Source organism: Pseudomonas bharatica, from assembly GCF_048586865.1.
GTDB classification, from domain to species: domain Bacteria; phylum Pseudomonadota; class Gammaproteobacteria; order Pseudomonadales; family Pseudomonadaceae; genus Aquipseudomonas; species Aquipseudomonas bharatica.
Window position 1 is genome coordinate 37,715 of sequence record NZ_JBMAWR010000018.1, and the last position, 12,067, is coordinate 49,781.

Consider the following 12,067-nt stretch of genomic DNA (forward strand, 5'->3'; position numbering starts at 1 on the left):
CCACAGGGATCGGCGGTGTACTCGGTCCCTGTGGGAGCTGGCGTTGCCAGCGATGAGGCCCTGAAAAACACCACAAGAACCTCAGGCAAAAAAAAGCCCCCGGCCTTGCGACCGGGGGCTTTTTCATTTCAAGCCAGGCTTAGTTGGCCTTGGCTTTCTTGGCAGCGCGGGTACGCTCGCCTTCGTCGAGGATCTTCTTGCGCAGACGGATCGACTTAGGAGTCACTTCGCACAGCTCGTCGTCCTGGATGAATTCCAGGGCCTGTTCCAGGGTGAAACGAACCGGCGGAACCAGGGCGATGGTCTCGTCCTTGCCCGAAGCACGCATGTTGTCGAGCTTCTTGCCTTTGGTAGGGTTCACACCCAGGTCGTTGTCACGGCTGTTCAGACCAACGATCTGACCGTTGTAGATTTCCTGGCCGTGCTCGACGAACAGCTTGCCGCGCGCCTGCAGGGTTTCCAGGGAGTAGGTCAGGGCCTTGCCGGTCTCGACCGAAACCAGTACGCCGTTCAGGCGGCCGGACATGTGGCCGGACTTCATGGTGTCGTAGCGGTCGAAGATCGAGGTCAGGATGCCTGCACCGTTGGTCAGGGTCAGGAACTGGTTACGGAAACCGATCAGACCACGGGCTGGAATGTTGTATTCCAGACGTACACGGCCCTTGCCATCCGGCGCCATGTTGGTCAGGTCGCCCTTGCGCAGGCCCATTTCTTCCATGACCTTGCCCTGGGATTCTTCAGGGATGTCGATGGTGACGTTCTCGAACGGCTCCTGCTTGACGCCGTTGACTTCGCGGATGATTACCTCGGGACGGCCTACAGCCATCTCGAAGCCTTCACGACGCATGGTTTCGATCAGAACCGACAGGTGCAGCTCACCACGGCCGGAAACCTTGAACTTATCAGCGGAGTCGCCTTCTTCAACGCGCAGTGCAACGTTGTACAGCAGTTCCTTGTCCAGACGCTCCTTGATGTTGCGGGAGGTCACGAACTTGCCTTCCTTGCCGCAGAACGGCGAGTCGTTCACCTGGAAGGTCATGGAAACGGTCGGCTCGTCGACGGTCAGCGGCTTCATCGCTTCGACTGCGTCCGGGGAGCACAGGGTGTCGGAGATGAACAGCTCGTCGAAACCGCTGATGCAGACGATGTCGCCAGCCTGGGCTTCTTCGACGTCAACGCGGTGCAGGCCGTGGTGGCCCATCAGCTTCAGGATACGACCGTTGCGGCGCTTGCCGTCGGTGTCGATGGCGACGACCGGGGTGTTCGGCTTGACGCGGCCACGGGCGATACGGCCAACGCCGATAACACCGAGGAAGCTGTTGTAGTCCAGAGCGGAGATCTGCATCTGGAACGGACCGTCACGGTCAACGGCAGGCGCTGGTACGTTGTCGACGATCGACTGGTACAGCGGGGTCATGTCTTCGGCCATTTCGGTGTGGTCCAGACCGGCGATGCCGTTCAGGGCCGAGGCGTAGACGACCTTGAAGTCCAGCTGTTCGTCGGTGGCACCGAGGTTGTCGAACAGGTCGAAGATCTGGTCCAGGACCCAGTCAGGACGCGCGCCCGGACGGTCGACCTTGTTGATCACGACGATCGGCTTCAGACCGGCTTCGAACGCCTTCTTGGTCACGAAGCGGGTTTGCGGCATAGGGCCGTCCTGGGCGTCGACCAGCAGCAGCACGGAGTCGACCATCGACATGACGCGCTCTACTTCACCACCGAAGTCGGCGTGGCCGGGGGTGTCGACGATGTTGATGTGGTAGCCATTCCAGTTGATGGCGGTGTTCTTCGCCAGAATGGTAATACCGCGCTCTTTTTCCTGGTCGTTGGAGTCCATGACGCGCTCGTCGTTGAGCTCGTTACGCTCCAGGGTGCCGGACTGGCGCAGGAGTTTGTCGACCAGGGTGGTTTTACCATGGTCAACGTGGGCGATGATGGCGATGTTGCGCAGATTCTCAATCACTGTGTGTATCTCGATCTCAGGTATTCGGTGCCGCCGCCAGGGCAGCGGGTTTCAGTAAACGGAGCAGGAAATCCGGTCGGGAGGACGATGGCGGGAACGGTCGCCATCGTGCTTCCTAGGCGGGGCGATAAACGCGCACATTGGCGTGTCCCTCACTGAGCAGGTGATGAGCATGCAGGCGGCTCATGACACCTTTATCGCAATAGAGCAAATATTGGCGGTTGCCATCCAGGTGCTTGAAGCGGCTGTTCAGGGCATAGAACGGCACGGCCTGGACTTCGATGCCGTCGAGCTGCAGGGGCTCGTCTTCCTGGGCATCGGGGTGGCGGATATCGATGACGATCTGGCCCGGCAAGGCTTCGGCAAGCTCTTCGACCTGCACGTCCTGGCCCAGTTCATCGATCACGTTGTCGATGGAGATGTAGCGGGCACGCTCCAGGGCGCGCTCCAGCACCTGCATGTCGAACTGCTTCTCTTCGTGATCGACGCGATGGCGCTTGGCGCAGGTGGTCGGGTTCACCGAGATGACACCGCAATATTCCGGCATATGCTTGGCGAACTCGGCGGTACCGATCTGGTAGGCCTGGTCGATGATGTCCTGCTTGTGGCTGGCCAGCAGCGGACGCAGCACCAGCTTGTCGGTGGCCGAGTCGATCACCGCGAGGTTCGGCAGGGTCTGGCTGGACACCTGGGAAATCGCCTCGCCGGTCACCAGCGCATCGATCTCCAGGCGGTCGGCAACGCGGGCGGCAGCGCGCAGCATCATGCGCTTGAGGGTCACGCCCATATAGCTGTTGTCGACCTTGCCGAGGATCTCGCCGACCACTTCCTCGAACGGCACGCTGACGAACAGCACGCGCTGGCTGCTGCCGTATTTCTTCCACAGGTAGTGGGCGACTTCCATCACCCCCAGCTCGTGGGCACGGCCACCCAGGTTGAAGAAGCAGAAGTGGGTCATCAGGCCGCGGCGCATCATCTGGAAGGCCGCGACGGTAGAGTCGAACCCGCCGGACATCAGTACCAGGGTCTGCTCCAGCGCGCCCAGCGGGTAGCCGCCGATACCCTTGTGCTGGTTGTGGATCACGTAGAGGCGTTTGTCGCGGATCTCGATGCGCACTTCCACTTCGGGATTGCGCAGGTCGATGCCGGCAGCACCGCACTGCTGGCGCAACTGGCTGCCCACGTAGCGATCGACGTCCATCGAGGTGAAATCGTGGTGGCCGCCGCGCTTGCAGCGCACGGCGAAGCGCTTGCCGGCCAGCAGGTGGCCGAAGTGGGTCTTGCACTTGGCGACGATATCGTCGAAGTCGCCCAGCGGGTATTCGTCCACCTGGAGGAAATGCGCGATGCCCGGCATGCAGGTCAGGCGCTCGGTGATCTCGCGCAGCACTTTCTCGTCCTCGACGCGGGTAACCACTTCGAGGTTGTCCCAGACACCATCAACCTTGACCTCGGGGTCGAGCTCACGCAGCACGGCGCGGATATTGCGGCCGAGCTGACGGATGAACCGCTTGCGCACCGGGCGGCTCTTGATGGTGATTTCTGGAAAGACTTTGACGATCAGTTTCATGGAAAACAGCGCGCGAGCGGCCAGCCGAAAAAGGGGGGCGCGGATTATAGCGGAAATTGCTCAAGGTTTGACCAACTTTTGTCCGATCACCTTAATGCGCACCAAATTGGTTCATTTGCGCAAATTGCCGCATCTAAAGAGTGCAGAAAAAATCGACATTTCCTACAGAAACGGCTTAAACGCGAGAAAAGGGGGCATAAATCCCGTTTTCGGGCACTGGCATGCAATTTGCTCCCTTGTGAGGCAGGTTGCCTTGGTCGAGTATTCCGGCCCGGCATCACCCAAATTCAAGGGCTGCACAGGCAAGCTCTACCCCACCCGGAGGACACCATGTCGAAGTCGGTTCAACTCATCAAAGATCATGACGTTAAATGGATTGATCTGCGCTTCACTGACACCCGCGGCACCCAGCACCACGTCACCATGCCAGCCCGTGACGCGCTGGAAGACGACTTCTTCGAAGTCGGCAAGATGTTCGACGGTTCCTCCATCGCTGGCTGGAAAGGCATCGAAGCCTCCGACATGATCCTGATGCCGGTCGACGAAACCGCCGTCCTGGACCCGTTCACCGAAGAGCCGACCCTGATCCTGGTCTGCGACATCATCGAACCTTCGAGCATGCAAGGCTACGATCGCGACCCACGTGCGATCGCCAAGCGCGCCGAAGAGTACCTGAAGAGCACCGGCATCGGTGACACCGCCTTCGCAGGTCCGGAGCCTGAGTTCTTCATCTTCGACGAAGTGAAGTTCAAGTCCGACATCTCCGGCTCGATGTTCAAGATCTTCTCCGAGCAGGGCTCCTGGATGTCCGACCAGGACGTCGAAGGCGGCAACAAGGGCCACCGTCCAGGCGTCAAGGGCGGCTACTTCCCTGTTCCACCGTTCGACCACGACCACGAAATCCGTACCGCCATGTGCAACGCACTGGAAGAGATGGGCCAGACCGTCGAAGTCCACCACCACGAAGTGGCGACTGCCGGCCAGAACGAAATCGGCGTCAAGTTCAACACCCTGGTGAAGAAGGCCGACGAAGTCCAGACCCTGAAGTACGTCGTGCACAACGTTGCCGATGCCTACGGCCGCACCGCGACCTTCATGCCGAAGCCGCTGTACGGTGACAACGGCTCGGGCATGCACGTGCACATGTCGATCTGGAAAGAAGGCAAGAACACCTTCTCCGGCGAAGGCTATGCCGGCCTGTCCGACACCGCCCTGTACTTCATCGGCGGCATCATCAAGCACGGCAAGGCGCTGAACGGCTTCACCAACCCTTCGACCAACTCCTACAAGCGTCTGGTCCCAGGCTTCGAAGCACCGGTCATGCTGGCCTACTCGGCTCGCAACCGTTCCGCCTCGATCCGCATTCCTTACGTCGGCAGCCCGAAAGCCCGCCGTATCGAAGCCCGCTTCCCGGATCCGGCTGCCAACCCGTACCTGGCCTTCGCTGCCCTGCTGATGGCCGGCCTGGACGGCATCCAGAACAAGATCCACCCAGGCGACGCAGCGGACAAGAACCTGTACGACCTGCCACCAGAAGAAGCCAAGGAAATCCCGCAAGTCTGCGGCAGCCTGAAAGAGGCCCTGGAAGAACTGGACAAAGGCCGTGCGTTCCTGACCAAGGGCGGCGTGTTCTCCGACGACTTCATCGATGCCTACATCGCTCTGAAATCCGAGGAAGAAATCAAGGTCCGTACCTTCGTACACCCGCTGGAATACGACCTGTACTACAGCTGCTAATCCAGTGACGCACGCGCAAGCGGCGTAAGTACGTGAAAGGCCTCCTTCGGGAGGCCTTTTTCTTACAGGCTTCAGCTCCAGAGCTGATAGTCCAGCGTTTCCCTCTCCACCATGCTGGTCCGCTCCCACTCAGCGAGACCCTGCCATGATCAAACGTCTCTTCCTTGTCGGTTCACTGGCCCTGATCGGCGCCTGCTCCAGTGCTCCCGCCACCAAGCCCGTCGATGCAAAGCTCCTGCTGCGCACCAGCACCGCCTGGGACGGCTCGCCCTATACCGACTACCCCGCAGGCAGCCCCGAACTCAGCCTGCTGAAGATCCGTATCGCTCCTGGCACCTCCCTGGACTGGCATAGCCATCCTGCACCCAATGCTGGCTACCTGCTGGCGGGCGAGTTGCGCGTCGAAACCCGCGACGGTCGCGAAAAGCGCCTGCGCGCTGGCGAGGCTCTCGCGGAAGTTACCGGCGTAGTCCACCGCGGCCACGCCGGCAGCCGCGGCGCAGAGCTGGTCGTTTTCTATGCGGGCAGCCCGGGCCTGCCTCTTTCCGAGATCGCGGCGCAAGAGGAGCAGGCATTACCTGCACGTTGATCCCAGGCCAGCAACAAGCTTCAAGCGACAAGAAAAAGCAGTCGGCAGCGCAGCTTTTTCTTGCGACTTGCAGCTCGAAACTTGCAACTAAAGAAAAGGCCTCCCGCGGGAAGCCTTTTTTCGTACAAGCATCGGCGCTTCCACTGATGTGCAGTCTCTTCCCCCTCGCCCATGCTGGCCCGCTCACTCAAGCGAGGCTGCCCTATGCGATTTATCCTGTTACTCCCCCTTGTCGCCCTGATCGGATACAGCGCCCCATCAGTCGCTGGCGAACTGCTCTTTGACGACCTGACCCTCCACGAGGTCGCGCCTCCAGTCGACATACCACCGGAAGTGACCAGACTTATGCGCGTGATTGAGCAGCGAAACAACACCGCTCGCTTGGTGGCGATTTACAAATCGAAGGCTCGCTTGCCCCTCGAGGACCTCAAGCGTGAACAGGAAGTCATCGCCAGTGCCGTCGAGGCGGGCAAGCGTCATGGCTTGAGCGAGGACCGCGTGCGCACCTTCTTTGCCGATCAGATAAAAGCCAGCAAATTTGTCCAGTCCGCCGTCATGACCAACGGGCTATTCGAGAAGCTACCTGACCTCGCCCCCGGAGAAGATCTCGCTTCACTGCGTATCGTTCTCGACCAAATGCAGGAAGAGCTGCTGTCCAGCCTCGCTGCCTTCGATAACGCCAACTACCGGGAGCGATGCCGCATCCTGGTTGGCACCGCACTGGAAAGCAAGAAAAGAGAAAAGGGATATCCGCTGATGATGATGGCCGCAACGGCCCAAGCCACCCTCAGCCTGTGCAAAAGCGATTGAGTCCCGGTCAATGCTCTATATTGGTGCGCATAATCATGCGCACCTTCGAACTCCATCCCATTTTGGGTCACAAAATCTCCAGCAGCAGGGCTTTGTAGACTTTTTTCGGGCAAACCCAGGCGTATTACCGGGATTTCCGCTTCTTTTCGGAGCCTTGGTTTGCTTTTTGCATTTTCATCGGATCAGCGAATGACCAGCGTTCGCGCCCCTGGCCGGAGCCGGGTCCGACATGTGCCAAAAGAGGTCAAAGACGCCACATGACCATCAGCGATGCACTGCACCGATTACTACTGGACAACCTGACCACCGCTACCATCCTGCTCAACGCCGAACTGCGCCTTGAGTACATGAACCCGGCGGCGGAGATGCTGCTGGCGATCAGCGGCCAGCGTAGCCATGGCCAGTTCATCAGCGAACTCTTCACCGAGTCCAGCGAGGCCCTGAACTCGCTGCGCCAGGCGGTAGAGCACGCGCACCCCTTTACCAAGCGCGAGGCCCAGCTCACTTCGTTGACCGGGCAAAGCCTGACCGTCGACTACGCCGTTACGCCGATCCTCAGCAACGGGCGCACCCTGCTGCTGCTCGAAGTGCATCCCCGCGACCGTCTGCTGCGCATCACCAAGGAAGAGGCCCAGCTGTCCAAGCAGGAAACCACCAAGATGCTGGTGCGCGGCATGGCCCACGAGATCAAGAACCCGCTCGGCGGAATCCGCGGCGCCGCCCAGTTGCTGGCCCGCGAACTACCCGACGAAGGGCTCAAGGACTACACCAACGTCATCATCGAAGAGGCCGACCGCCTGCGTAACCTGGTGGACCGCATGCTCGGCTCGAACAAGCTGCCGATGCTGGCCCTGACCAACATCCACGAAGTGCTGGAACGGGTATGCAGCCTGGTCGAGGCGGAAAGCCAGGGCGGCATCACTTTGGTGCGCGACTACGACCCAAGCCTGCCGGACGTGCTGATCGACCGCGAACAGATGATCCAGGCGGTACTCAACATCGTCCGCAACGCCATGCAGGCCATCAGCGCGCAGAACGAGTTGCGGCTGGGGCGCATCACCCTGCGCAGCCGGGCCATGCGCCAGTTCACCATCGGCCATGTGCGCCATCGCCTGGTGGCCAAGGTCGAAATCATCGACAACGGCCCCGGCATTCCTGCGGAACTGCAGGACACCCTCTTCTATCCCATGGTCAGCGGCCGCCCGGACGGTACCGGGCTGGGCCTGGCCATCACCCAGAACATCATCAGCCAGCACCAGGGCCTGATCGAGTGTGACAGCCACCCGGGCCACACCACCTTCTCGATCTTCCTGCCACTGGAACAAGGAGCCGCTTCCTCATGAGCCGTAGTGAAACTGTCTGGATCGTCGATGACGACCGCTCTATCCGCTGGGTCCTGGAAAAAGCCTTGCAACAGGAAGGCATGAACACCCAGAGCTTCGACAGTGCCGATGGCGTCATGAGCCGCCTGGCCCGCCAGCAGCCGGACGTGATCATCTCCGACATCCGCATGCCGGGCGCCAGCGGCCTCGACCTGCTGGCACAGATCCGCGAGCAGCACCCGCGCCTGCCGGTGATCATCATGACCGCACATTCCGACCTGGACAGCGCGGTGGCGTCCTACCAGGGCGGCGCGTTCGAGTACCTGCCCAAGCCTTTCGACGTGGACGAAGCGGTGTCGCTGGTCAAGCGCGCCAACCAGCATGCCCAGGAACAACAGGGCATGGACGTCGCCCCGGCCCTGACCCGCACCCCGGAAATCATCGGCGAAGCGCCGGCGATGCAGGAGGTGTTCCGTGCCATCGGGCGCCTGAGCCATTCCAACATCACCGTACTGATCAACGGTGAATCCGGGACCGGCAAGGAGCTGGTGGCCCATGCCCTGCATCGCCACAGCCCACGCGCGAGCGCGCCGTTCATCGCCCTGAACATGGCCGCGATCCCCAAGGATCTGATGGAATCCGAGCTGTTCGGCCACGAGAAAGGCGCCTTCACTGGCGCTGCCAACCTGCGCCGTGGCCGCTTCGAGCAGGCCGACGGCGGCACCCTGTTCCTCGACGAGATCGGCGACATGCCGGCCGACACCCAGACCCGCCTGCTGCGCGTCCTTGCCGACGGCGAGTTCTACCGGGTCGGCGGGCACACGCCGGTCAAGGTCGATGTGCGCATCATTGCAGCGACCCACCAGAACCTGGAAACCCTGGTACAGGCCGGCAAGTTCCGGGAAGACCTGTTCCACCGCCTCAACGTGATCCGCATCCATATTCCGCGCCTGGCCGATCGTCGCGAGGACATCCCGGCCCTGGCCCGCCACTTCCTCGGGCGCGCCGCCCAGGAACTGGCAGTGGAACCCAAGCTGCTCAAGCCGGAAACCGAGGAGTTCATCCGCAACCTTCCCTGGCCGGGCAACGTGCGCCAGCTGGAGAATACCTGCCGCTGGATCACGGTCATGGCGTCCGGCCGCGAAGTCCATGTCGGTGACCTGCCGCCGGAGCTGCTTAGCCTGCCACAGGACGCCGCCCCGGTAACCAACTGGGAACAGGCGCTGCGCCAGTGGGCGGACCAGGCGCTGTCGCGAGGCCAGTCGAGCCTGCTCGACAGCGCCGTGCCGAGCTTCGAGCGGATCATGATCGAGACGGCTCTCAAGCACACCGCCGGCCGCCGCCGGGATGCCGCCGTACTGCTGGGCTGGGGCCGCAATACCCTGACCCGGAAGATCAAGGAACTGGGCATGAAGGTGGACGGTGCCGACGATGGGGACGACGAAGAGTCCTGAACCGACGCATCGAAATGCCGCGGGATCGCCGCCTGGACACGGAATATCGTGCCAGGCGCCGGCCCCGCGGTCGTTTCAGCCGGGGCACGGCGCGAATGCCCCATTCATGAACCGAAATAGCCCAGCGCGCACCGCCTCAAGGCAAAAATCATCGCCTTTCTCCTGAAAATCCCCCCGGACCTGCCCGAAAGCCTTGATCCGCGGCGGTTTTGAAAAGTTGGCACAGCGCCTGCATTAGTACAGACATCTCCAGTTTTGGGGGCCTTGGTACAGGCAGGCCGGGGATTCCCCTCTTTTATTCGTGCAGTCTCACCTGCACACGCCAGCGGTCCTCCACTGACTCTCCCGCCCAGCGGGCCTGCAGTGGACGGGCCGCCACCAGGCTCAGCAACAGCCCCTGATCGGTCTTGCGCAGCCGCCAGCTCACCGGCTTGTCGCCGAAGCTCAGCTGGCCCTTCCCCGCCTTTCCCTCCGCATCGAACAGCAGTGCCACGGTACCGTCGACGGTTTCGCCGTGCAGCCTGGGTTCCTCGTTGAACCAAAGGTCCAATCCGCCAGTAACCACTTCCACCTGTTCCAGCACCCGGGGCTCGGGCGCGGTAAGGCGGCCGATCATCAGGCCCACCAGCATGCCGAACAGGGCGAGGGAAAACAGGACGCGCGGCCAGGATTTCGAACGCGGGTCCGGCTCGTCGGGGGTAGAATGCGCGTCATCTTTATGCTCGGAGCCGTGCATGTTTCACGTGATCCTTTTTCAACCGGAAATTCCGCCCAATACCGGCAACATTATCAGGCTCTGCGCCAACAGCGGCTGCGACCTGCACCTGATCGAGCCGATCGGCTTCGAACTGGACGACAAGCGCCTGCGCCGGGCCGGCCTGGACTACCACGAGTACGCCACCCTGAAGCGCCATGCCGACCTCGCCTCGTGCCTGGAAAGCCTGGGCCAGCCGCGCTTGTTCGCCTTCACCACCAAGGGCTCGCAGCCCTTCCATGAAGTGGCGTTCGAGCCGGGCGATGCGTTTCTGTTCGGGCCGGAGAGCCGTGGCTTGCCGGCAGAGGTACTGGATGCGCTCGAGAGCGGCCAGCGCCTGCGCCTGCCGATGCGCCCGGGGTGCCGCAGCCTGAACCTGTCCAACACCGTCGCCGTGGCCGTCTACGAGGCCTGGCGCCAGCAAGGTTTCGCCTGACTCTATCGGCTTGCAGAGGACCTTGTGGGAGCGGGTTCACCCGCGATTACGTCGGTGAAGTCACTACCGCAATCGCGGGTGAACCCGCTCCCACAGGGACCGCGCACCACCACAAATCCCACCTGCATAAAAAAACGCCCCGAAGGGCGCTTTCTCGAACCACCATCGCTTACTGCAGCGAAGGCGCTTCGCCGGCTTCCTGCATGCGCTGCATTTCCTGCGCGTACAGGGCGTCGAAGTTGACCGGAGACAGCATCAGCGCCGGGAACGAACCGCGGGTGACCAGGCTGTCCAGCGCTTCGCGAGCGTACGGGAACAGGATGTTCGGGCAGAACGCGCCCAGGGTGTGGCTCATCGAGGCCGCATCCAGGTTCTTGATCAGGAAGATACCGGCCTGCTGGACTTCAGCGATGAAGGCCACTTCGTCACCGTTCTTCACGGTCACCGACAGGGTCAGGACGACCTCGTGGAAGTCGCCTTCCAGGCCTTTCTGCTTGGTGTTCAGGTCAAGGGAAACGCTCGGCTCCCACTGCTGACGGAAGATCGCCGGGCTTTTCGGCGCTTCGAACGACAGGTCACGCACGTAGATGCGCTGCAGGGAGAATTGCGGTGCGCTGTCTTCGGCAGCGCCGTTGTTTTGCTCGGTCATGACAGATCCTTCTTTGCAGGGTCTTTAGAGGGTTTGGGATTCACGCCTGGAGCAGGGCGTCGAGCTTGCCGGCGCGCTCCAGTGCATAAAGATCGTCGCAACCGCCGACGTGGGTTTCGCCGATCCAGATCTGCGGCACCGAGGTACGCCCGGCCTTCCGGGTCATCTCTGCGCGAACCTGGGGCTTGCCGTCGACCTTGATCTCTTCGAAGGCAATGTTCTTGCTCGCCAGCAGTTGCTTGGCACGCATGCAGTACGGGCAGTAGTCGCTGGAATAGACGATGACCGGCTTCATGTCACTTCACCAGCGGCAGGTTGTCGGCTTTCCAGCTGGACACACCGCCGGACAGCTTGGCGGCGGTGAAGCCGGCCTTGAGCAGGTCGCGGCAGATGGTGCCGGAATGCTGGCCCATGTTGTCGACGACGATCAGGGTCTTGCTGCCTTTGTGCTTTTCCAGCTCGCCGATGCGCGCTGCGAACTTGTCCTGCGGGATGTTGATCGCGCCAACGATGTGGCCTGCCGAGTAGTCCTTGCTGGGACGGATATCGATCACCACGGCCTTGTCGCCGTTGACCAGTGCGGTCAGTTCGCCGTTGCTCAGGCTGCGGCCGCCTTTGCGGGCCTCGTAGACGATCAGCAGAACCAGCAGAACCAGGAAAAGTGCAACCAGCAGGTAGTGATTTGTCGCGAATTCAATCAGATGAGCAACCATCGGAGGGTGTTCCAGGTCATTAAAAATGGCGGCCAGTATACACAGCAGCAATGGGCCGCCAAAGCCTGCT

At 61.6% G+C, this 12,067-nt stretch carries 12 protein-coding genes; 6 read left to right on the forward strand and 6 right to left on the reverse strand.

What is annotated here, in order from left to right; genetic code table 11:
- Positions 1-139: 139 nt before the first annotated feature.
- On the reverse strand, positions 140-1,963 hold the full coding sequence (gene typA / locus ACKLLE_RS19285) for a translational GTPase TypA (RefSeq protein WP_420058775.1): 1,824 nt from the start codon (positions 1,961-1,963) through the stop codon (positions 140-142).
- A 115-nt stretch (positions 1,964-2,078) separates the two neighbouring features.
- Positions 2,079-3,533, reverse strand: coding sequence for a tRNA uracil 4-sulfurtransferase ThiI (gene thiI, locus ACKLLE_RS19290; RefSeq protein ID WP_064302626.1), 1,455 nt, complete (start codon positions 3,531-3,533; stop codon positions 2,079-2,081).
- Positions 3,534-3,863: 330 nt separating this feature from the next.
- Between thiI and glnA the strand changes: the two genes are divergently transcribed.
- The 5 genes from glnA (at position 3,864) to ntrC (ending at position 9,445) form a co-directional block, all read left to right on the forward strand.
- Positions 3,864-5,270 (forward strand): type I glutamate--ammonia ligase, encoded by a 1,407-nt coding sequence (gene glnA, locus ACKLLE_RS19295; RefSeq protein ID WP_009396117.1) that lies wholly within the window; start codon positions 3,864-3,866, stop codon positions 5,268-5,270.
- Between the two features lie 145 nt (positions 5,271-5,415).
- Entirely contained in the window at positions 5,416-5,859 is a 444-nt protein-coding gene (locus ACKLLE_RS19300; protein WP_420058776.1) for a cupin domain-containing protein, read from the forward strand.
- Between the two features lie 204 nt (positions 5,860-6,063).
- Complete coding sequence (aroQ, locus tag ACKLLE_RS19305; RefSeq protein ID WP_420058777.1) at positions 6,064-6,669, forward strand: gamma subclass chorismate mutase AroQ; 606 nt, start codon at positions 6,064-6,066, stop codon at positions 6,667-6,669.
- A 257-nt stretch (positions 6,670-6,926) separates the two neighbouring features.
- Positions 6,927-8,012, forward strand: a complete 1,086-nt coding sequence (gene glnL / locus ACKLLE_RS19310) for a nitrogen regulation protein NR(II) (RefSeq protein ID WP_009396106.1) — start codon at positions 6,927-6,929, stop codon at positions 8,010-8,012.
- Positions 8,009-9,445: a nitrogen regulation protein NR(I) gene (ntrC, locus tag ACKLLE_RS19315; RefSeq protein ID WP_009396104.1), complete on the forward strand. Its 1,437-nt coding sequence runs from the start codon at positions 8,009-8,011 to the stop codon at positions 9,443-9,445. The genes glnL and ntrC overlap by 4 nt, the downstream gene beginning before the upstream one ends.
- Before the next feature lie 295 nt (positions 9,446-9,740).
- Here ntrC and ACKLLE_RS19320 read toward each other — a convergent pair whose 3' ends face one another.
- Positions 9,741-10,181, reverse strand: coding sequence for a hypothetical protein (locus tag ACKLLE_RS19320; RefSeq protein WP_009396102.1), 441 nt, complete (start codon positions 10,179-10,181; stop codon positions 9,741-9,743).
- Between ACKLLE_RS19320 and trmL the strand changes: the two genes are divergently transcribed.
- On the forward strand, positions 10,180-10,635 hold the full coding sequence (trmL, locus tag ACKLLE_RS19325) for a tRNA (uridine(34)/cytosine(34)/5-carboxymethylaminomethyluridine(34)-2'-O)-methyltransferase TrmL (RefSeq protein ID WP_064302627.1): 456 nt from the start codon (positions 10,180-10,182) through the stop codon (positions 10,633-10,635). The two genes, ACKLLE_RS19320 and trmL, sit on opposite strands and share 2 nt — an antisense overlap.
- Before the next feature lie 169 nt (positions 10,636-10,804).
- On the opposite strand, the gene secB is transcribed toward trmL, so the two are convergent.
- From secB to ACKLLE_RS19340, 3 genes are read right to left on the reverse strand one after another with little or no spacing between them, the layout of a single operon-like run.
- Positions 10,805-11,284: a protein-export chaperone SecB gene (gene secB, locus ACKLLE_RS19330; RefSeq protein ID WP_009396097.1), complete on the reverse strand. Its 480-nt coding sequence runs from the start codon at positions 11,282-11,284 to the stop codon at positions 10,805-10,807.
- Positions 11,285-11,324: 40 nt separating this feature from the next.
- On the reverse strand, positions 11,325-11,579 hold the full coding sequence (gene grxC / locus ACKLLE_RS19335) for a glutaredoxin 3 (protein ID WP_009396096.1): 255 nt from the start codon (positions 11,577-11,579) through the stop codon (positions 11,325-11,327).
- A gap of 1 nt (position 11,580) precedes the next feature.
- Entirely contained in the window at positions 11,581-11,997 is a 417-nt protein-coding gene (locus tag ACKLLE_RS19340; RefSeq protein ID WP_420058778.1) for a rhodanese-like domain-containing protein, read from the reverse strand.
- Between the last annotated feature and the right edge of the window lie 70 nt (positions 11,998-12,067).

Coding starts and splice junctions, on each gene's coding strand:
- thiI (WP_064302626.1), bottom strand. CDS start 3,533: ATGAAACTGATCGTCAAAGTCTTTCCAGAAATCACCATCAAGAGCCGC.
- glnA (WP_009396117.1), top strand. CDS start 3,864: ATGTCGAAGTCGGTTCAACTCATCAAAGATCATGACGTTAAATGGATT.
- ACKLLE_RS19300 (WP_420058776.1), top strand. CDS start 5,416: ATGATCAAACGTCTCTTCCTTGTCGGTTCACTGGCCCTGATCGGCGCC.
- aroQ (WP_420058777.1), top strand. CDS start 6,064: ATGCGATTTATCCTGTTACTCCCCCTTGTCGCCCTGATCGGATACAGC.
- glnL (WP_009396106.1), top strand. CDS start 6,927: ATGACCATCAGCGATGCACTGCACCGATTACTACTGGACAACCTGACC.
- ntrC (WP_009396104.1), top strand. CDS start 8,009: ATGAGCCGTAGTGAAACTGTCTGGATCGTCGATGACGACCGCTCTATC.
- trmL (WP_064302627.1), top strand. CDS start 10,180: ATGTTTCACGTGATCCTTTTTCAACCGGAAATTCCGCCCAATACCGGC.
- ACKLLE_RS19320 (WP_009396102.1), bottom strand. CDS start 10,181: ATGCACGGCTCCGAGCATAAAGATGACGCGCATTCTACCCCCGACGAG.
- secB (WP_009396097.1), bottom strand. CDS start 11,284: ATGACCGAGCAAAACAACGGCGCTGCCGAAGACAGCGCACCGCAATTC.
- grxC (WP_009396096.1), bottom strand. CDS start 11,579: ATGAAGCCGGTCATCGTCTATTCCAGCGACTACTGCCCGTACTGCATG.
- ACKLLE_RS19340 (WP_420058778.1), bottom strand. CDS start 11,997: ATGGTTGCTCATCTGATTGAATTCGCGACAAATCACTACCTGCTGGTT.